This window comes from Paracoccus sp. Z118 (assembly GCF_019061185.1).
Classification (GTDB): domain Bacteria; phylum Pseudomonadota; class Alphaproteobacteria; order Rhodobacterales; family Rhodobacteraceae; genus Paracoccus.
Genome location: NZ_JAHQZU010000012.1, coordinates 62,994 through 83,204 on the forward strand (window position 1 = coordinate 62,994; position 20,211 = coordinate 83,204).

The following is a 20,211-nucleotide window of genomic DNA, read 5'->3' on the forward strand; positions in this document are numbered from 1 at the left end:
TCGCGCGCGGGGGCCTTCGGTCCCGCTGCACGCAGCGGCCGAGCCAATTGGCTCCTCGCCTCGCCAGCCTTCGACACGGCAAAGGCAGACTCACGTCGGACTCTGTGCGGTTCCCCAAGCGAGCGGGATGGTCTCTGATGCCTCGCCCGCGGACCATGACAGCGCGAGCGCACAAGCACCCTTCCCGCAGAACCGCGCCCCTCATTCGGGCGGCCCCAAATATCCCGGGGGTTCGGGGGCAGCGCCCCCGGCTTCGGGCGCGCCGGCGCGGTTTACCGCGTCGGGATCATCCCCATGATCCGCCGGGTTTCCTCGACGATCGGCGCGGCGATGGCGTTCGCCCGCTCGGCCCCGCGGCGCAGGATGCGGTCGATCGCGGCCGGATCGGCGGTCAGTTCAGTCATGCGGCGGGTGATCGGCTCCAGATGCGCGACGGCGGCGTCGGCGAGCGCGGGCTTGAAGGCGCCGAAGCCCTGGCCTTCGAAGCGGGCACAGATCGCGTCCGGCTTCTCGCCGGTCAGGGCGGCGTAGATGTTGACGAGGTTCTTGGCCTCCGGCCGGTCCTTCAGCCCCTCGGCTGAACCGGGCAGCGGGTCGGCGTCCGTCCGCGCCTTGCGGATCTTCTGCGAGATGGTGTCGGCATCATCCGTCAGGTTGATGCGGCTGGCGTCCGACGGGTCGGATTTCGACATCTTCTTCGTCCCGTCGCGCAGGGACATGACGCGGGTCGCCGCGCCCTCGATCACCGGTTCGGGCATGGGGAAGAAGTCCACCTGGTAGTCGTGGTTGAACTTGGCGGCGATGTCGCGGGTCAGTTCGACATGCTGCTTCTGGTCCTCGCCCACCGGCACATGGGTCCCGTGATAGGCGAGGATGTCCGCCGCCATCAGCGCCGGATAGGCGTAGAGCCCCAGGCTGACCTTCTCGGCGTTCTTGCCCGCCTTGTCCTTGAACTGGGTCATGCGGTTCATCCAGCCCATCCGGGCCACGCAGCTCATCAGCCAGCCAAGCTCGGCATGGGCGGGCACATGGCTCTGCACGAACAGGATCGACTGCTCGGGATCGACGCCCGAGGCGATGAAGCCCGCCGCCAGCTCACGGGTCTGGCGCAGCAGGGCCTGCGGCTCCTGCCAGACGGTGACGGCGTGCAGATCGACGAGGCAATAGACCGTCTCGACCTGCCCCTGTTGCTCGGCGAAGCGCTTGAGCGCGCCGAGATAGTTGCCCAGCGTCAGCCCGCCCGAGGGCTGGATGCCGGAAAACACGCGCGGCTTGAATTGGGTGGTCATGGCGCTGCCTGCTTGGAAAATCGCTCTGCGGGGATTACCCCTTGGCCGGAACGGGCGCAACCGCCCTGCCGGTGAAGGCCCACCCATGAAGGCCACCCACGAAGGACCGCCCATGCGCCCAGGCTATGACGAGAACCCGCTCAACCCCGTGCCGCCGGTCGTCTGGCTGCTCGCCGCGCCGATCATCCTGTCCGAGGCGCTGTTCGGCCTTGGCCAGATGGGGTTCATCGGCGGCGGGCAGGGCGCCGGCGACGTGCTGCGGCAGGTCTGGGTGGAGCGGACCGCCTTCGCCCCCGAGTTCCTGATCCGCATGTGGGAACGGCGCGAGCCGAACATTCAGCTTTACCGGCTGCTCAGCTATCCGTTCGTGCATTACTCGATCATGCACGCGGTGTTCGTCGGGGTGTTCCTGCTGGCGCTCGGCAACATGGTGGCGCAGGCGATGCGGCCGCTGGCGGTCGCGGCGATCTTCCTTGGCGCGAGCGTTCTGGGGGCGCTGGTCTATACGCTGGCCGCCTCGCTGCTGCCGCAGTTGCGGTTCGGACCGCTGGCGGGGGGATATCCGGGGGTCTACGGGCTGCTGGGGGCGTTCACCTTCCTGCTGTGGACCCGGCTGGGGCAGGAGAATGCGAACCGGCTGCGGGCGTTCTCGCTGATCGGGCTGCTGCTGACGTTCCAGCTTGTCTTCGGGCTGCTGTTCGGGAATGCGGGTTATGCGTGGATCGCCGAGATCGCGGGCTTCTGCGCTGGCTTTGCGCTGTCCTTCGTGCTGATCCCCGGCGGCTTCCGGCGCGTGCGCCAGCAGATCCGCCACCGCTGAGCGTCAGCGTCAGCGCCTGCGTTTGAGCTGGCTGCGCAGGTCGGCCGGGCTCACCGCCCCAAGCACCAGCGCGGCGGCGGCATAGAGCGCCATGCCGCCGAAGACGAGGATCGCCAGCGCGCCATAGCGCGCGCCCTCCGTCTCCAGCGCCGGGCCGAGCGGGTGCATCAGCCCCCAGACACCGGCGCCCATGACCAGCGAGGCGACGACGATCCGCGGCAGGCGGCGGCGCAGCCGCGCGTCGAACTGCGCGGCAGGGCCGAAGGCACGGCTGCCCCACCAGAGCTGCGCGGCCATCGTCCAGCCCGCGACCGTGGTGCCAAGCGCGGCGGCGGCGAAGCCGAGGAACGGCGACAGGCCGAAGGCGATCACCGCGTTGACCACCATCGACCAGACGGCATAGCGGAACGGCGTCCTCGTGTCCTCGCGGGCGAAGAACAGCGGCTGCTGCACCTTCTGCAGCGTGAAGGCGGGCAGCCCCGCGCCATAGATCGCCAGCACCAGCGCCGTGGGGCCGATGTCCGAGGCGTCGAACGCCCCCCGCCCGAACAGGACCGAGATCAGCGGATATGCCGCCACGACCAGCGCCACCGCACAGGGAACCGTCAGCAGCAGCGCGAATTCCGTCGCGCGGTTATAGGCGGCGCGGCCCCCCTCGTCGTCACCGGCCTTGAGGCGGCGCGAGATGTCGGGCAGCAGCACCACGCCGATGGCGATGGCGACCACGCCGAGCGGAAGCTGATAGAGCCGGTCGGCATAGGTCAGCCAGCCGATCGCGCCCTCATAGAAGGACGCGACCTGCCGCCCGACCAGCAGGTTGACCTGCACGACCCCGCCCGCCAGCACCGCGGGCCCGGCGATGACCAGCAGCCGCCGCAGGTCCGGCGTCATCCGGGGCAGGCGCAGGCGCAGGGGAAAGCCCATGCGCCGGGCGGCGAACCAGACGGTCGCAAGCTGGGCGACGCCCGCGATGGGGGTGGACCACGCCATCGCCAGCCCCATGTCCCAGCCGAAGCGGTCGGCCAGCAGCATCGCGGCGATCAGCACCACGTTCATCAGCACCGGCGCGGCCGCGGCGGCGGTGAAGCGCCCGCCCGCGTTCAGCAGCCCCGACAGCAGCGCCGTCAGCGACATGAACAGGATATAGGGAAAGCAGATGCGGCCATAGATCACCGCCAGCGCGAACCGCTCGTCGCCGACGAAGCCCGCCGCCATCGCCAGAACCAGCCACGGCATGGCGATGGTGGCGATCACCGACAGGATCAGCACGACGCTGAAGAGGCCGGCAAAGGCATCCTCGGCAAACCGCCTCGGATCGTCGTCCGCTTCCAGCTTCTTGGAGAAGATGGGCACGAAGGCGGTGTTGAACGCGCCTTCCGCGAAGAAGCGGCGGAACATGTTGGGCAGGGTGAAGGCGACGAGGTAAGCCTCGGCCACGACGCCGGTGCCGAGAAAGGCGGCGATCATCACGTCGCGCACGAAGCCGACCACCCGGCTGGCCAGGGTCCAGCTTCCAACGGTCAGAAATCCCCGGATCAGGCGGATCGGTTTCATCTTCAGGGGGAACCTTCGGTTGGGCGGGCTGTCTTTGCGGCATTCGGGGCGGGGCGGCAAGGGCGCGCCGTCAGCCCGGCGCGGTCGCCCGCTCGGCCCCCTGCGCGATCGCGTCGCGCAGCTTGCGCTCCAGCGCCTCGCGGCGGTGCGGCTGGTGCAGCTTCAGACCGAAGCCGTCCTTGACGTAGAAGCTGTCCACCACTTGCGCCCCATAGGTCGCGATCACGGCGCTGAAGATCTGGATGTGGTTCGCCGCCAGCGTCCGCGTCAGGTCATAGAGCAGGCCGGGCCGGTCGCGGGTGTCCACCTCGATGATGGTGTAGATTTCCGAGCCCTCGTTGTCGAAGGTGACATGGGTCGGAAAGCGGAAGGCGCGGTCGCGCTTCTTCATCCGGTCGCGGTCGGCCAGCGCCTCGCGCGGCACGATATCCCCGGCGAGCGTCCGGTCGATCATCTTCCGCAGCCGGGGCAGGCGGTCGGCCGCGTAGGGGCGGCCCTGCTCATCCTGAAGCCAGAACACCGCCGTCGCATAGCCGTCGCGCGTGGTGTAGGTCCGCGCGTCCACGATATTCGCCCCGACCAGCGCCAGCGCCCCCGCGAGACGCGAGAAGATGCCCGGATGGTCCGCCAGCACGAAGGCCGCGCGGGTCGCGTCGCGGGCCGTGTCGGGATGCAGGTCCACGCGGATCTCGCCCGTGCCGATGCCGTCCAGCAGCGTGGCGAAGACCGCCTGCGTATCGGTCGGCAGGCCCTGCCAGTAGCTGTCGTAATGGCGCGAAAGCTCTGCCCGGATCGCCTTCGGCTCCCACCCTTTCGCGCTCAGCAGGTGGCGGAGGCTGCTGCGGGATTCACCGACCTGATGGTCGCGGTTCACCTCTTCCAGCCCGTTCTCCATCGCGTCGGCGGTGAGCCGGTAGAGGCTGCGCAGCAGCTCGGCCTTCCAGTTGTTCCAGGTGCCGGGGCCGACCCCGCGGATGTCGCAGACCGTCAGCACCAGCAGCAGATCCAGCCGCCGGCGGGTCCGCACCGCCTTGGCGAAGTCGCGCAGCGTGCGCGGATCGCCGATGTCGCGTTTCTGCGCCACGTCCGACATCAGCAGGTGATAGCGGATCAGCCATTCGATCGTCTCGATCTCGTCCACCGGCAGGCGGAACCGGGTGCAGATCCGCCGGGCCATCTGCGCGCCGATCATCGAGTGATCCTCGGGCAGGCCCTTGCCGATGTCGTGCAGCAGCACGGCGAGGTAAAGGACGCGGCGGTTGATCTTGCCGCGCATGATCTCGCTGACGATGGGCAGGGACGGGTCGTCGTTCCCGGCCTCGATCGAGGCGAGGGCGGCGACGCACTGGATCAGGTGCTCGTCCACCGTGTAGTGGTGATAGACGTTGAACTGCATCATCGCGACGATGCGCCCGAATTCGGGGATGAAGGCGCCCAGCACGCCCAATTCGTTCATCCGCCGCAGCGCCCGTTCCGGCGCCCCGTGCTTCAGCAGCGTGTCGAGGAATATCTGCACCGCCTCGGGGTCCGAGCGCATCTTCTCGTCGATCAGGTCGAGATTAGAGGTGACGGCGCGCATCGCCTCGGGGTGCATCTTGATCCCGGTCCGCACCGCCTCCTCGAACAGGCGCAGGATGTTCAGCGGGTCGCGCTGGAACAGATCGGGGTCCGAGATGGTCAGCCGCCCGTTCAGTTCCCTGAACCCCTCGCGCAGCCGCCTGCGCCGCCGCAGGAAGCGCGAGAAGGGCGCGCGGTAGAGATGCCGGTTCTCCAGCGCGGTCAGGAACACCCGCGTCAACTCGCCCACGCGGGTCGCGTGGCGGAAATAATCCTGCATGAAGATTTCCACCGCACGGCGACCGTGGCTGTCCTGATACTGCATCCGCCGCGCCACCTCGACCTGCATGTCGAAGCTCAGCTTGTCCACCGCGCGGCCGGCGATCAGATGCAGATGGCAGCGCACGGCCCACAGGAAATCCTCGGCGCTCCAGAAGGTCGCGTGCTCGTCGCGGGTGAAGAAATCGAGACCGACAAGTTCGATCGCGCGGTCCACCCGGTGGATATACTTGGCGATCCAGTAGAGCGTCTGCAGGTCGCGCAGCCCGCCTTTGCCCTCCTTTACGTTCGGCTCCAGCACATAACGCTGGCCGCCCTGCCGGGTGTGGCGTTCGTCGCGCTCGGCCAGCTTGGCCTCGATGAATTCGGGAACGGTGCGCTCGAACAGCTCGGGCCAGAGGCGGCTGCGCAGTTCCTCGGCGGTCAGCGGGTCGCCGCAGACCAGCCGGTGTTCCAGCAGGCTGGTGCGGATCGTCATGTCGCCTTCGCCCAGCCGGATGCACTCATCGACCGAGCGGGTGGCGTGCCCGACCTTCAGCTTTAGGTCCCACAGCATGTAGAGCATCGATTCGACGACGCTCTCGGCCCAGCCGGTCGGCTTCCAGGGGGTCAGGAACAGCAGGTCCACGTCGGAATGAGGCGCCATCTCGGCCCGGCCATAGCCGCCGACCGCGACGACGGACAGACGCTCGGTCGTGGTCAGGCTCTGCTGGCGGTGCAGGCAGGTGATGGCGACGTGATGGACCGCGCCGACAACCGCGTCCGTGACCGAAGCGATGGCGCGCACCGTTTCGCGCGCGGCGCGGGGATGGGCCTCGAAGCCGGCCAGCACCTCTGCCAGGGCATCGGCGCGCGCGGGTCCGATGATCGCAACGGCGGCGGCCCTGATCTCGCGCGGATCGGACAGGCCCTTCAGCGCCGCGTCAAGCTGGGGGATGAAGATGTCGGGCTCGAAAAGGGGATGCGCCCCGGGCAATGCCGGGGCGCTCTGGACCGAGGTCAGGGTGCTGTCGGGCAAGATCAGAACCCGGCCCCGCCGAAGCCGCGCGGGGCGGGGTCGATGATCGTCAACTGGCCGCCCCGGATCGTGGCGACGGCAAGGCCGCGCTGGTTGGTCCCGTCCGGGCGCAGGCGGAACACGCCTGAAATCCCCTGGAATCCGCTGCCCGAGGTCAGCCCGGCCGTGGTCAGCGCATCGCTGCGGCCCGCGCGGACCAGCGAGGCGATGGCCGAGACCGCGTCATATCCCAGCGCCCCAAGCTCGTGCGGGGCCTCGCCATAGCTGCGCTGGTAACGCTGCGAGAATTCCGCGACGCGGGGAAGGTCGGGCACCGCGAACCACCCGCCCTGCACGCCCGGCAGTTGCAGCCGCGCGGCGGGCACGTCCCAGCGGGTCAGTCCCATGAACTGTGCCGTGTCCGAGGTGACGCCGCGATCCGCCAGCGCGCCGGTCAGATAGGGCAGGACGGCGGGGGAGTTGGCGGTCATGAAGATCGCATCCGCCTGCCGCTGCTGGGCGATGGCGGCGACCTGCGGAACGATGCCGTCGATCCCCTGCTCGGAGATCGGATGCACCGCCTTGCCGGCCAGCGTGGCGCGGTTGCGGGCGATTGCCGCCTCGATCGCGGCGGCCCCGGCCTGGCCCGAAACGTCATCCTCGGCCACGACCAGCACCCGGCGCTTGCCCTGCTGAACGCCATAGCCGATCAGCCGGTCGGCGGTGTTGTAGAAGGTGTTGCCCAGCACGAAGACGTTGCCGCCCGCGATGTCGGCATTGTTGGAAAACGCCATCACGTTGACCCGCCCGGCCATCGCCTGCCCGACCGCGTTCGCCGAATCGGCGTGCAGGGGGCCGACGATGATCTGCGCGCCCTCGGCCACGGCCCGGTTCGCGCCCGCCACCGCGGCGGCGGCCTCCGCGCCGGTGTCGTAGACGCGCAGGTCGATCCGCGCGCCCTGCGCGTCCGACGCCGCCATCCGGGCCGAATTCACGATCGAGCGGGCGATGCGGTCGAGTTCCGGGTTGCCGCTGCCGCCGGGGACCAGCAGCGCGACCGGAACCGGCTGGCTGGGATCGATCATGGGCCCGGTCTGGGGTCCACGGGCGACCCCGGTGCCGACCGGCTCGCACGCGGCAAGAAACGCGGCCGAGACAAGGGCCGCGACGCGCATCAGGGGACGGGACAGAGCCGGAAGGCCGCGGCGAAGTGCAAGAGCGGTCATAGGGGTTCCTGACGTTCCATTGGGGCGGGTTTCGGGTGCAGGGTAGCCACAGACCGGCTTTGCTGGCAACCTGCCGCGCCGGTCGGAGCGGGCCGAAAGCGATGGGGAGAGACGGGGATGCAGGACGATCCGGCGGAGGATGGCGAGGCGGAAAGCGCCGCCGGTTCCGCGCACATGGGGGCCGCGCTTGCGCCGGCGCTCTATCTCGTCTCGACGCCGATCGGCAACGCCCGCGACATCACCCTGCGGGGGCTGGACATCCTCGGCGCGGCGGATGTCCTCGCCGCCGAGGACACCCGTACCCTGCGCCATCTCATGTCGATCCACGGCATCCCCCTGCGGGGAAGGCGGATCGTCGCCCATCACGACCACAACGCCGAAAGCAGCGCCCGCACGATCCTGCAGGCTGTGCGCGAGGGGCGCTCGGTCGCCTACGCCTCGGACGCGGGCACGCCTCTGGTCGCGGATCCGGGCTTCGCCCTGTCGCGCCAGGCGGCCGAGGAAGGGCTGCCGGTCCATGCGGCCCCCGGCGCATCGGCCCTGCTGGCGGCGCTGACCGTCGCCGGACTGCCGACCGACAGGTTCCTGTTCGCGGGGTTCGTGCCTTCGGCCAAGGGCGCAAGGCGAAGCTGGCTGGCTGACGTCGCCGCGGTGCGGGCAACGGTGGTCATGTTTGAAAGCCCGAGGCGCGTTAAGCAAACATTGAATGAGTTGTGCGAGATTGAGGCGAATCGAATTACGGTGATCTGCAGGGAACTGACGAAGAAATTCGAAGAGGTGATGCGCGGAACAGCCGCCGAACTGGCCGCACGGGTGCCTGACGAAGGGCTGCGGGGCGAAGTGGTAATCCTTCTCGCGCCGCCCGCGGGGCGGGTCGTGGACGATGACGCGCTGCGGGAGGCGTTGGCCGCCCGGCTGGAACGGATGTCGGTGCGCGATGCCGCAGCCGAGGTCGCGGCGGAGTATGGCGTCCCCCGCAAGCTCGCTTACGGGTTCGCGGTGGAGTTGGGAAAGGCGGACCGGGGCTGACAGCGCGGGACCGCCAGAGGAGATCGGGAAACAGATGACGCAGATGCAGTTCCATTTCACCGGCACACCGGTTGGCCGGGCGTGCCCGTCAAAGGTGGCCCGCGGGATCGCGGCGCATGCCTCGGGCGCCGCCGCAGAGCGGCTGGTCGAGGAACGCTATATCGCCCAAGGCTGCGAGGTTCTGGCCCGCCGCTGGCGCGGCCTGTCGGGCGAGATCGACCTGATCCTGCGCGAAGGCACCGGCGTCGTGTTCGTCGAGGTGAAGAAATCCGGCACGATCGACATGGCGGCCGAACGGCTCGGACGCCGGCAGATGGATCGCATCTGCAACGCCGCCCTGGAATTCTGCGACACGCTTCCGACGGGCTCGCTGACGGAGATGCGCTTCGACGCGGCGCTGGTCGATGATGCGGGCCGCATCGAAATCATCCCGAACGCCTTCGGGCAGCACTGACATCCGGCACGATCTTGCATAGGTCTGGGGCAAGCGCGACAACCGCGCAGACCTGATGGAGTGACCGAGATGAGCCTGCACGTCGCCTTGCAGATGGACCCGGTCGAGCATGTCTCGATCACCGCCGATTCGACCTTTCGCCTGGGAATCGAGGCGCAGGCGCGGGGACACCGGCTGTTTCAGTACACCGTCGATCGGCTCTATTATGATGAAGGGCGGGTAGGCGCGATCGGGCGACCGATCGAACTGCGCGTCGAGCACGGAAACCATGTCAGTTTCGGCGAATGGCAGGACGTCGATCTCGCGACGTTCGACGTCGTCTGGCTGCGTCAGGACCCGCCCTTCGACATGGCCTATGTCACCTCGACGCATCTGCTGGACCGCATTCATCCCGAGACGCTGGTGGTCAACGATCCCTTCTGGGTCCGCAACTCGCCCGAGAAGCTTCTCGTCCTCGACTTTCCCGACCTGACGCCCCCCACGATGATCGCCCGCGATGTCGCCGCGATCCGGGATTTCCGGGCGCGTCATGGCGACATCATCCTCAAGCCGCTCTACGGCAATGGCGGGGCGGGGGTGTTCCATATGCGGCGCGACGATCCCAACCTGTCGGCGCTTCTGGAAACCTTCGCCGTCATGAACCGCGAGCCGCTGATCGCGCAGAAATACCTGTCCGCGGTCGTCAAGGGCGACAAGCGCATCATCCTCGTGGATGGCGAGCCGGCAGGGGCGATCAATCGCGTCCCCGCCGAAGGCGAGGCGCGGTCCAACATGCACGTCGGGGGCCGCCCCGAGAAGGTCGGGCTGACCGAGCGGGAGCGCGAGATCTGCGCCCGTATCGGGCCGATGTTGCGCGAGAAGAACCTGATCTTTGTCGGCATCGACGTCATCGACGGCTGGCTGACCGAGATCAACGTGACCTCGCCCACCGGCATCCAGGAGCTCGAGCGTTTCGACGACATCAACACCGCCGCGCTGATCTGGGAAGCGATCGAGCGGCGGCGGGGCGTGTAGCCCCCGGCGCCGGACGCCCAAAAGAAGAACGCCGGCCCCGAAGGACCGGCGTTCCATTGTCACGCAGTTGCGGATCAGTTCCCGCTGAGCGTCTTGGCGACCTCGGCGGCGAAATCCTCCTGCTTCTTCTCGATGCCTTCGCCGACTTCGACGCGGGCGAATCCGGTGATCTCGACGCCCGCATCCTTGGCGGCCTGAGCCACCGTCAGATCGGGGTTGATGACGAATTTCTGCCCCAGCAGCGTCACTTCCTCGAAGAATTTCGACATGCGGCCGACGATCATCTTCTCGATGACGGCATCCGGCTTGCCGGATTCGCGGGCCTGCTCGGTCAGGACCGACTTCTCGCGCTCGACCAGCGCGGGGTCCAGGTCGGCTTCCGACAGCGAAGCCGGGTTGGTTGCCGCGACATGCATGGCGATCTGGCGGCCGATCTCGGCGTTGTCGCCCTTGAGGCCGACCAGCACGCCGATCTTGCCCATGCCTTCGGCGGCCGCGTTGTGAACATAGCTGACGACCTGATCGCCGGTGACCGTCACCATCCGGCGCAGCGTCATGTTCTCGCCGATGCGGGCGATCGCGTCCGTCAGCACTTCCGACACCGGCTTGCCGTCGATCCTGGCGTCGTTCAGCGCCTCGACCGTGTCGGCCTCCAGTGCAGCCTCGGCGATGCTGCGCACCATCGACTGGAACTCGACGTTCTTGCCGACAAAGTCGGTTTCCGAGTTCACCTCGACCGCGACGCCCTTGCCACCGCTGACCGCGACCGCGACCAGCCCTTCGGCGGCGACGCGGCCCGACTTCTTGGCGGCCTTCGCAAGACCCTTGGTGCGCAGCCAGTCGACGGCGGCCTGCATGTCGCCGTTCGTTTCGGTCAGCGCCTTCTTGGCGTCCATCATGCCTGCGCCAGTCGTGTCGCGCAGTTCCTTCACCATCGCGGCGGTAACGGCCATGGGTGATTCTCCTGAAATATCGGTGGGGGACGGGCGGGGGCCTGGCCCCGCCCGGTGACGACCGGATGACGCGGCGGCGTCACCCGCGCCGGGTCAGGCCGACAGACCCTGTTCGCTGGCTTCGCCTTCGGCAACCGGATCGTCCAGCTCTTCGGCCGGCGCATCGGTCAGCGCGCCCAGGTCGATCCCGGCGGCGCCCATCTGCGCCGTCATCCCGTCGAGCGCGGCACGCGCCACGAGGTCGCAATACAGCGCGATGGCGCGGGCGGCGTCATCGTTGCCGGGAATGACATAATCGACGCCCTTGGGCGAGCAGTTGGTATCGACCACCGCGACGACCGGGATGCCGAGCTTGTTGGCCTCCAGCACGGCGAGGTCTTCCTTGTTCACGTCGATCACGAACAGCAGGTCCGGCAGGCCGCCCATGTCGCGGATGCCGCCGAGGCTGGCCTGCAGCTTGGCCTGCTCGCGCTCCATCCCCAGCCGTTCCTTCTTGGTCAGGCCCTCGGCCCCGGCCTCCATCGCCTCGTCGATCTGCTTGAGGCGCTGGATCGACTGCGAAACGGTCTTCCAGTTGGTCAGCGTGCCGCCGAGCCAGCGGTGGTTCATGTAGAATTGCGCGGATTTTTCCGCCGCTTCCGCGACCGGGCGCTGGGCCTGGCGCTTGGTGCCGACGAACAGCACGCGGCCGCCCTTGGCGACGGTATCGCGCACGACCTGCAGCGCCTGGTCCAGCATCGGGACCGTCTGGGTCAGATCGACGATGTGGATGCCGTTGCGATCGCCGTAGATATACTCAGCCATGCGCGGATTCCAGCGCTGGGTCTGGTGGCCGTAGTGAACGCCAGCTTCGAGCAGCTGACGCATGGAAAAATCGGGAAGCGCCATGTCCATGTCCTTTCCGGTTTGCGCCTTGGCAGGGGATTTGAGATCTGATGACCCAACCGGTGGACCTGCGCCGGATTTCTCCCGTCGCGGCCCGCCCCTGCTTGTGAAGTGCGTGCGCCATACTACAGCCGTAACCGCCGCGCAAGGGCGGATGCGGTGCATTTTAAACGCTATCGGGCTGACGCGGGGGCCGGATCAACCGAAACTTAACCCGATGCGGTCACAAGGGGGGACCGGAAGGGCGAGGAGGGTCTGGATCATGCGACAGCTTGTGCGAGGCGGGAAATGACCACGTCATTGCAGCTTGCCCCGCGTCTGGACCTGCCGGCGGCCCGCCCCTTGGCGCAGGCGCTGCTGGACCGGGCGGGGTCCGATCTGACGATCGATGCTGGCAATGTCGCCCATCTCGGCGGGCTGGCGCTGCAGGTGCTTCTGGCGGCGGAGCGGCGGTGGCGGGCCGACGGGGCGCGGCTGACGATCCTTCCACGCTCGGCGGCGTTCGTGCAGGCCCTGCAGCTTTTCGGCGCGGCGCATCTTCTGCCCGAAAGGAGCGCCGGATGGGGCTGAGAATACTCGCCGTCGATGACAGCCGCACCATCCGCGACCTGCTGGCCGCCACGCTGAGCGCCGCGGGAATGGACGTGACGCTGGCCGAGGATGGCGTCGAGGGGCTCGAGATGCTGCGCCGGATGGGCCGCCCGGACGCCATCCTGTCCGATATCAACATGCCGCGGCTCGACGGGTTCGGCTTCATCCATGCGGTGCGCGAGATCGATCCGATGCGGGCGGTGCCGATCCTCGTGCTGACGACGGAAAGCGCGCCGGAGCTGAAGACGCGAGCCCGCGAGGCCGGGGCCACGGGGTGGATCGTCAAGCCGTTCGATCCCGAGCGGCTGGTCCACTCGATCCGCAAAGTCACCGGCTGAGACAGGGGGAGAGGGAAGATGTCCGACGACGCGATGCTCGCGATCCGCGCCTCGTTCTTCGAGGAATGCGAGGAGCTGATGGAGAGCCTGCAGGACGCGCTCGCCCTGCTGGAGAGGGGTGGCGACGGCGAGACCGTCAACGTCATCTTCCGGGCGGTCCATTCGATCAAGGGCGGTGCCGGCGCGTTCGGGCTCGGCGACCTGGTCGCCTTCGCCCACCGGTTCGAGACCGTGCTGGAGGCGTTGCGGTCCGGCCGGATCGAGCCGACTGGCGGGGCCGTGCGACTGTTCTTCCAATGCGCCGACCTGCTGCACGACCATGTCCGCGCCGCCGCGGCAGGCGCGGCTGCGCCGGAGGGGGCGGGCGCGGTGCTGCTCGCGCTCGAGGCGCTGATGCCCTTGGGTCCGCCGCGTGCCGATGAGCCCGCGGAGTTCACGCCTCTGTCGCTGGATTTCGGCGCGGTATTCGGCGATCCCGCTGCGCCAGAGAGCATTGAAGTTACCGAACCCCCGGTCTGGCGCATCGACTTCAGGCCCCACCCGCGGCTCTATACCACTGGCAACGAGCCGCTTCTGGTCCTGCGCGCCCTCGCCGCGCTCGGGCAGGCCGACATTCTTTGCAACGCGCCGCCCGATCTGGAGCTGTCGGGGGCGTCCGCCGAAACCCCGATGCTGTCGTGGCAGATCGAACTCACCGGTGATGTGACTGAGGCCGATATCCGCGAGGTGTTCGACTTCGTGACGGATCTGGCCGACATCTCGATCCGCCCGCTGGATGTGCCGGGCAACCGCGCCGCGCTTGCCGCTCATCCGCCGGACGCTGGCAGCAATGTGGTCCCGCTCCCCGCGGCCGCTTCGCGAATCGAGCATAACCCGGCCCCGCTGACGACGCCGGTTCCTCTGCCGAGGCCTGAACCCGACGCAGCGCCCCCGGCGCCGGCCACCGTTCGGGTGGATCTCGACCGCGTGGATCGCATGATGAACCTCGTGGGCGAGCTGGTCATCAACCAGGCGATGCTGGCCCAGAGCGTGGCCGATGCCGGACTGGCGGAGAACGGCGCCGTGGCGGCCGGTCTGGAAGAGTTCCTGACGCTGACCCGCGACATCCAGGACAGCGTGATGATGATCCGCGCCCAGCCGGTGAAGCCGCTGTTCCAGCGCATGGCGCGCGTCATCCGCGAAGCGTCGGCAGGTCTGGGCAAGACGGTCCGCCTGCTCACCGAAGGCGAGGCGACCGAGATCGACAAGACGGTCATCGAGCGCCTGTCCGACCCCCTGACGCATCTGGTCCGCAACGCGGTCGATCACGGGATCGAGATGCCGCATCAGCGGCTCGCCGCGGGCAAGCCCGCGCAGGGCACGATCACGCTGAGCGCTGCGCACCGGGCGGGCCGGGTGCTGATCGAGATTGCGGACGACGGGGTCGGGATCGACCGCGCGCGGGTGCGGGCTCTCGCGGTCGGGCGGGGCCTCGTGGCGGAGAATGCGCAACTTTCCGACGCCGAGATCGACAACATCCTGTTCGCGCCGGGGTTCTCGACGGCGGCGGGCGTCTCGGCCCTGTCCGGGCGAGGGGTTGGGATGGATGTCGTCCGCAGCGCGATCACGGCACTGGGCGGCCGGGTGACGGTGTCGAGCGAGCCGGGGGCGGGAACGCGCCTGTCGCTTTCGCTGCCGCTGACCCTTGCGGTGCTGGACGCGATGGTGGTGCGGGTGGCCGGGCAGACGCTGTCGTGCCCCTCTCGGCGATCGTCGAAACCGTGGTGCTCTCGGCCGCCGATGTCCGCCGCATCGGCAGCACGACCGAGGTCCTGCATGTCCGCGGCCATCTGCTGCCGCTCTTCGATCTTGGCGCGCAGCTGGGTTTCCGTCCGTGCGGGACCGCAGGGGCCGACCGGATCGCGATCCTGACCGCGTCCGAGGATGGCAGCCGGGCCGCGCTGGTGGTCGATGCGATCGTGGAGCAGCGGCAGGTAGTCATCAAGGGGCTCGACCGCCATTACGGCCGTACGCCCGGCGTCGCCGCGGCCACCATCCTCGGCGACGGGCAGGTGGCGCTGATCCTCGACCCCTCGGACCTGACGAGGCCGCGCAGCGGCGGCATGGCAATCCCCTTTCCCCTGGCAGGATGACACCGCGATGACCGACCTCTCGGCACAGACCACCCTTGAGACCGAACTGCTCGCCTTCCGGTTGGGCGAGCAGGAATATTGCCTCGACATCATGTCCGTGCGCGAGATCAGGGGCTGGACGCGCGCGACCCCGCTGCCCTTCGCGCCCGATCACATGAAAGGCGTCATCAACCTGCGCGGGGCAATCCTGCCCGTCATCGATCTCGCCGTCCGCCTCGGGATGCCGCCCGCCAGCGGGGGAGAGCGGAACGTCATCATCGTGGTCTGCATCAACGGGCGCACCGCCGGGCTGCTGGTGGATTCCGTCTCGGACATCCTGTCGATCGCCCGCGGGGAGTTGCAGCCACCGCCCGATCTGGGCGGCGATGGCGCCGGCATGTGCATCAGCGCATTGACGCTGGTCGATGAACGGCTGATCCGCGTGCTGGACCTGGGCGCGGTGCTGCCGGTCCAGACTGCGGATGCGGCGTGAGCGGGATCTGCGTCCCAAGCCGCGCGGATGCATGGGACGATCCGCATTGCGCCCGCATTGCGGAGATCCTTCGCCGCGAGGCGGGCATCGTGCTGCGGCCCGACAAGTCCGCCGCGATCCGCGCCCGGCTGGCCCGGCGCTTGGCCGCGTCGGGCTGCCGCGACCTGGCGGCCTATGCCGACCTGCTCGACAGCCCGGCGGGCGCCGCCGAGATGCCGGAGATGATTTCCGCCCTGACGAACAAGGTGACGCAGTTCTTTCGCGAGGCGCATCACTTCACCTTCCTGCGCGAAACCGTGCTGCGGGACTGGCACAATGACGGGCGGACGCCGCTGAGGATCTGGTCGGCTGGCTGCTCCAGCGGGCAGGAGCCGTATTCGATCGCGATGGCCCTGTCGCCGCCCATCGTTCCGCCGGCATCCGCGCCGCGGCTGTCGGTTCTGGGAACCGATATCGGCTCTGCGGTGCTCGCCCGTGCCGAACTGGGCGAATACGGCCGGGCCGAGACAGGCGCGCTTGGCGCCGATATGATCCGCCACTGGTTCGAGCCCATCCCGACCGGCCTGCGGGCGCGCCGCGCGCTCCGCAGCAAGGTTGAGTTCCGCCGCCACAACCTCCTCCGCGCCTGGGATTTTCCGTGTCGCTTCGACGTCATCTTCTGCCGCAACGTGCTCATCTATTTCGACGCCGACGCGCAGGCGCAGCTGTGGGAGCGGTTCCATCGCCAGCTCGGGCCGGGGGGCTGGCTGCTGGTCGGGCATTCGGAGCAGGCACCCGATTCCATGCGCGGCCGGCTGCGCGCCGCCGCGCCGACGATCTATCAGGCGCTCGCGTGAGGCGCGGGATCCCGAGGGGACAATGCCGATGAGCATCAAGGATCAGCTTCAGGTCATGGTGGTGGACGATACCTCGACCAGCCGGGGCCTGATGCTGCAGGCGCTGGAAAGCATGGGGCTGCGTCACGTTCATCACGCGGTCAGCGGGCCGGATGCGCTGGACAAGATGCTCCGCCAGCCGGTGCATCTGGTGATTTCCGATTTCAACATGCCGGGCATGGACGGGGTGGAACTGCTGCAGGCGCTGCGCGAGCGCGTGCCCACGCGCCGGATCGGCTTCGTGCTGATCACCGGCCGCGCCGACCGGGAGATCATCGAGCGCGGCAGGGCGGCCGGGATGAACAACTTCATCCGCAAGCCGTTCACCGCGCCGGAGCTGAAGACCTGCCTCGAAGCCGTCGTGGGGCGGTTCTGACGTGACGGTTTTCGCCCCGGCCGGTGCCCCCGGATCGCTGCCGCTCGCCGCCCTGATCGCGGCGATGATGGTCGAGTTTCAGGCCATGCATCGCGACTTGAATGCCTTGCAGGACGCCGTTTCGCCGCTCGTGCAGGGGTGTCTGGCGGTGAACGGACCGGACCGGCCCCCGCACACCATTACGGCGCGACTGCATGTCCCGATGGGCCGGGGGCCGCCGGGCGCGTTGCAGGAACTTGACCGGCTCACCCAGATCGCGGCCGAGCTTTCGCGGCTATGCGAGGCGCTTGCGGCATGCCTGTCGTCTGGGGGTGGTGACTGCTGTGCGGCGACAGCGCTTCAGGCGTTGACGCTGAAATCCGTGCAGCACCGACTTTCGGGCGTCGCATCGGTCCCGGGGAATGACGCACCGGGGCGCGGTGAGGCGGAGATCTGGGTGTGAGCGATGGTCGGTTGCTGGCCCGTTGCGCCGCAAGGAGCAGCGCCGGGCCGCTGCGGAGGTGGTGGTGAGTCGGCCCGACGCGCCAAAGAGCGGGGGACGCGGAATGTCTCTCCGCCAACCCGCCTTCCAAAGGCCGGGTTTGCCACGCTTCGCCACGCGCAGTCCCCGGCCCCTCGCATGCTTGCGCCTTTACCACGCGGGGGCCAGCGATTATGTGCTGACCCTGCCTCTCGCCCAGCCGGAAAGCCCGCCCATGCCCAGTTTGAACGATATCCGCTCGACCTTTCTCGATTTCTTCGAACGGAACGGCCATGCCCGCGTGGACAGCTCGCCCCTGGTGCCGCGCAACGACCCGACGCTGATGTTCACCAACAGCGGCATGGTGCAGTTCAAGAACCTGTTCACCGGGGTCGAGAAACGGGACTACACGCGAGCGACCACGGCGCAGAAATGCGTGCGCGCGGGCGGCAAGCACAACGATCTGGACAATGTCGGCTACACCGCGCGGCACCACACCTTCTTCGAGATGCTGGGGAATTTCAGCTTCGGCGACTACTTCAAGGAGCAGGCGATCCCCTATGCGTGGGAGCTGCTGACGAAGGATTTCGGCATTGCCAAGGACAAGCTGCTCGTCACCGTCTATCATACCGACGACGAGGCGGCGGCGCTGTGGAAGAAGGTCGCGGGGCTGACCGACGACCGGATCATCCGCATCCCCACCGACGACAACTTCTGGCGCATGGGCCCGACCGGCCCCTGCGGCCCCTGCACGGAAATCTTCTACGATCACGGCCCGGACGTCTGGGGCGGCCCGCCCGGTTCGCCCGACGAGAACGGCGACCGTTTCATCGAGATCTGGAATCTCGTCTTCATGCAGTTCGAGCAGTTCGAGGATGGCTCGATGAAGCCGCTGCCGAACCCCTCGATCGACACCGGCATGGGGCTGGAGCGGATCGGCGCGCTGCTGCAGGGCAAGCACGACAACTACGACACCGACCTGATGCGGGCGCTGATCGAAGCGTCGGCGCATGTCACGAACTCGGACCCGGACGGGCCGGGCAAGATCCACCACCGGGTGATCGCCGACCACCTGCGCTCGACCAGCTTCCTGATCGCGGACGGGGTGATGCCCTCGAACGAGGGGCGCGGCTATGTGCTGCGGCGGATCATGCGCCGCGCCATGCGCCACGCGCATATGCTGGGCGCGCAGGACCCGGTCATGCACCGGCTGGTCCCCGCGCTGGTCCGGCAGATGGGGGCGGCCTATCCCGAACTGACGCGCGGGCAGGCGATGATCGAGGAGACGCTGCGGGGCGAGGAGGCGCGCTTCCGCCAGACGCTCGACCGCGGGCTGCGGTTGCTGGGTGACGAGGTTGCACGGCTGCCCGAGGGCGCGGACCTGCCGGGCGAGACGGCGTTCAAGCTGTATGACACTTACGGCTTCCCGCTGGACCTGACACAGGACGCGCTGCGCGAGCAGGGCCGGGGGGTTGAGGCGGCGGGCTTCGACGCCGCGATGGCCGAGCAGAAGGCCAAGGCGCGGGCGGCTTGGGCCGGCTCGGGCGAGACGAAGGACGCGGCGATCTGGTTCGAGCTTGCGGACCGCTTCGGCGCGACCGAGTTCCTGGGCTATGACACCGATCAGGCCGAGGGTGCGATCCAGGCGCTGGTGATCGACGGGGCCGAGGCGGAAACCGCGGCCGAGGGCGCGAAGGTCAGCATCGTGGTGAACCAGTCGCCCTTCTACGCCGAAAGCGGGGGGCAGGTGGGCGACACCGGCCTGATCAAGACCGAAACCGGCGCCGCGCGGGTGACGGATACGCGGAAGTCCGGCAACCTGTTCCTCCACATTGCCGAGGTCACGCTGGGCGGGATCGCGCGCGGGCAGGGCGCGACGCTGTCGGTGGACAGCGACCGGCGCGGCGCGATCCGGGCCAACCACTCGGCCACGCATCTGCTGAACGAGGCGCTGCGGGCCGCGCTGGGCGCGCATGTCGCGCAGAAGGGCAGCCTGAACGCGGACGACCGGCTGCGTTTCGACTTCAGCCACGGCAAGGCGCTGACGCCCGAGGAGCTGACGCAGATCGAGGCCGAGGTGAACGAGATCATCCGCCAGAACACCCCGGTGGAGACCCGTGTGATGGCGCCGGACGATGCCCGCGAACTGGGCGCGCAGGCGCTCTTCGGCGAGAAATACGGCGACGAGGTGCGGGTGGTTTCGATGGGCCGCAAGCCGGGCTCCGAACGGGGCGCGAACCGCGACACCTATTCGATCGAACTGTGCGGCGGCACGCATGTCGAACGCACCGGCGACATCGGCGCTTTTGTGCTGCTGGGCGACAGCGCGTCCTCGGCGGGCGTGCGGCGGGTCGAGGCGCTGACCGGGCAGGCCGCGCTGGCGCATCTGCGCGGGGCCGAGCGGCAGCTCGGCGAGATCGCGGGGCTGCTCAAGGCGCAGGCGGGCGACGTGGTGGGCCGCGTCAAGGCGCTGGCGGACGAACGCAAGGCGCTGGCGAACGAAGTCGCGCAGCTTCGGCGCGAACTGGCGATGGGCGGCGGCGCGGCGGAGGCGGCCGAGAAGGATGTCGGCGGGCTGAAGTTCGTGGCGCGGCGGCTGTCCGGCGTGTCCGGCAAGGATCTGGGCGTGCTGGCCGATCAGATGCGCGGCCAGCTTTCGGCGCCCGGCGCGGTGCTGGCGATGTCGGATGACGGCGGCAAGGCGACCGTCGCGGCGACCGTCACGCCGGAACTGACTGAGAAGCTCAGTGCGGTCGAGATCGTGCAGGCCGCCGTCGCGGCGCTGGGCGGCAGAGGCGGCGGCGGGCGGCCGGATCGCGCGCAGGGCGGCGCCCCGTCGCTGGACGCGGCGGACAATGCCATTGCAGCGGTCGAGAAGCTGATCGCGGAACGCGCGTGATGCGCGAGCGG

Annotated in this window: 18 protein-coding genes and 1 pseudogene; 13 read left to right on the forward strand and 6 right to left on the reverse strand. The window is 68.7% G+C overall.

Translation table 11 applies throughout. The annotated features are described in order from the left end of the window. Positions 1-272: 272 nt before the first annotated feature. Positions 273-1,289, reverse strand: coding sequence for a tryptophan--tRNA ligase (gene trpS, locus KTN05_RS11605; RefSeq protein WP_217329568.1), 1,017 nt, complete (start codon positions 1,287-1,289; stop codon positions 273-275). A gap of 112 nt (positions 1,290-1,401) precedes the next feature. Here trpS and KTN05_RS11610 point away from each other — a divergent pair, with 112 nt between their 5' ends. Further along, positions 1,402-2,109: a rhomboid family intramembrane serine protease gene (locus tag KTN05_RS11610; RefSeq protein WP_217329569.1), complete on the forward strand. Its 708-nt coding sequence runs from the start codon at positions 1,402-1,404 to the stop codon at positions 2,107-2,109. Positions 2,110-2,118: 9 nt separating this feature from the next. Here KTN05_RS11610 and murJ read toward each other — a convergent pair whose 3' ends face one another. The 3 genes from murJ to KTN05_RS11625 all read right to left on the reverse strand — a co-directional run bounded on the left by murJ (position 2,119) and on the right by KTN05_RS11625 (position 7,722). Next, positions 2,119-3,663 carry a murein biosynthesis integral membrane protein MurJ gene (gene murJ, locus KTN05_RS11615; protein ID WP_217329570.1) on the reverse strand — a complete coding sequence of 515 codons (1,545 nt, stop codon included), beginning with the start codon at positions 3,661-3,663 and terminating at the stop codon, positions 2,119-2,121. 70 nt (positions 3,664-3,733) lie between these two features. Then, entirely contained in the window at positions 3,734-6,520 is a 2,787-nt protein-coding gene (locus tag KTN05_RS11620) for a [protein-PII] uridylyltransferase (protein ID WP_371823350.1), read from the reverse strand. Then, a complete protein-coding gene (locus KTN05_RS11625) occupies positions 6,520-7,722 on the reverse strand; it encodes a penicillin-binding protein activator (RefSeq protein WP_217329572.1) in 1,203 nt (400 codons plus the stop codon). The genes KTN05_RS11620 and KTN05_RS11625 overlap by 1 nt, the downstream gene beginning before the upstream one ends. A 117-nt stretch (positions 7,723-7,839) precedes the next feature. On the opposite strand from KTN05_RS11625, the gene rsmI reads away from it, so the two are divergent. From rsmI to gshB, 3 genes are all read left to right on the forward strand, one after another. Continuing rightward, positions 7,840-8,751: a 16S rRNA (cytidine(1402)-2'-O)-methyltransferase gene (rsmI, locus tag KTN05_RS11630; RefSeq protein WP_217329573.1), complete on the forward strand. Its 912-nt coding sequence runs from the start codon at positions 7,840-7,842 to the stop codon at positions 8,749-8,751. 34 nt (positions 8,752-8,785) lie between these two features. Further along, on the forward strand, positions 8,786-9,205 hold the full coding sequence (locus tag KTN05_RS11635) for a YraN family protein (protein ID WP_371823347.1): 420 nt from the start codon (positions 8,786-8,788) through the stop codon (positions 9,203-9,205). A 69-nt stretch (positions 9,206-9,274) separates the two neighbouring features. Next, entirely contained in the window at positions 9,275-10,219 is a 945-nt protein-coding gene (gshB, locus tag KTN05_RS11640; protein ID WP_217329574.1) for a glutathione synthase, read from the forward strand. A gap of 74 nt (positions 10,220-10,293) precedes the next feature. Here gshB and tsf read toward each other — a convergent pair whose 3' ends face one another. Together tsf and rpsB are read right to left on the reverse strand one after the other, a co-directional pair. Then, the gene (gene tsf / locus KTN05_RS11645; protein WP_217329575.1) at positions 10,294-11,172 is read right to left on the reverse strand and encodes a translation elongation factor Ts; all 879 of its coding nucleotides are present in this window, start codon (positions 11,170-11,172) and stop codon (positions 10,294-10,296) included. Between the two features lie 93 nt (positions 11,173-11,265). Further along, the gene (gene rpsB / locus KTN05_RS11650; RefSeq protein WP_217329576.1) at positions 11,266-12,066 is read right to left on the reverse strand and encodes a 30S ribosomal protein S2; all 801 of its coding nucleotides are present in this window, start codon (positions 12,064-12,066) and stop codon (positions 11,266-11,268) included. Between the two features lie 279 nt (positions 12,067-12,345). Here rpsB and KTN05_RS11655 point away from each other — a divergent pair, with 279 nt between their 5' ends. The 9 genes and pseudogenes from KTN05_RS11655 to alaS all read left to right on the forward strand — a co-directional run bounded on the left by KTN05_RS11655 (position 12,346) and on the right by alaS (position 20,200). Continuing rightward, positions 12,346-12,627, forward strand: coding sequence for an STAS domain-containing protein (locus tag KTN05_RS11655; RefSeq protein ID WP_217329577.1), 282 nt, complete (start codon positions 12,346-12,348; stop codon positions 12,625-12,627). Then, the gene (locus KTN05_RS11660) at positions 12,618-12,986 is read left to right on the forward strand and encodes a response regulator (RefSeq protein WP_217329578.1); all 369 of its coding nucleotides are present in this window, start codon (positions 12,618-12,620) and stop codon (positions 12,984-12,986) included. The genes KTN05_RS11655 and KTN05_RS11660 overlap by 10 nt, the downstream gene beginning before the upstream one ends. 78 nt (positions 12,987-13,064) lie before the next feature. Further along, positions 13,065-14,609: pseudogene (locus KTN05_RS11665) on the forward strand (chemotaxis protein CheA); the annotation flags it as partial. Positions 14,610-14,749: 140 nt separating this feature from the next. Then, positions 14,750-15,118 carry a chemotaxis protein CheW gene (locus KTN05_RS18120; RefSeq protein ID WP_371823348.1) on the forward strand — a complete coding sequence of 123 codons (369 nt, stop codon included), beginning with the start codon at positions 14,750-14,752 and terminating at the stop codon, positions 15,116-15,118. A 7-nt stretch (positions 15,119-15,125) separates the two neighbouring features. Further along, entirely contained in the window at positions 15,126-15,590 is a 465-nt protein-coding gene (locus KTN05_RS11670) for a chemotaxis protein CheW (RefSeq protein WP_217329579.1), read from the forward strand. Further along, positions 15,587-16,426 (forward strand): protein-glutamate O-methyltransferase CheR, encoded by an 840-nt coding sequence (locus tag KTN05_RS11675; protein WP_217329580.1) that lies wholly within the window; start codon positions 15,587-15,589, stop codon positions 16,424-16,426. Before KTN05_RS11670 ends, KTN05_RS11675 begins: the two co-directional genes overlap by 4 nt. Before the next feature lie 28 nt (positions 16,427-16,454). Next, on the forward strand, positions 16,455-16,841 hold the full coding sequence (locus tag KTN05_RS11680) for a response regulator (RefSeq protein ID WP_217329581.1): 387 nt from the start codon (positions 16,455-16,457) through the stop codon (positions 16,839-16,841). Between the two features lie 64 nt (positions 16,842-16,905). Further along, positions 16,906-17,283, forward strand: coding sequence for a hypothetical protein (locus KTN05_RS11685; RefSeq protein ID WP_217329582.1), 378 nt, complete (start codon positions 16,906-16,908; stop codon positions 17,281-17,283). Positions 17,284-17,536: 253 nt separating this feature from the next. After that, positions 17,537-20,200, forward strand: a complete 2,664-nt coding sequence (alaS, locus tag KTN05_RS11690) for an alanine--tRNA ligase (protein WP_217329583.1) — start codon at positions 17,537-17,539, stop codon at positions 20,198-20,200. Positions 20,201-20,211: the final 11 nt, after the last annotated feature.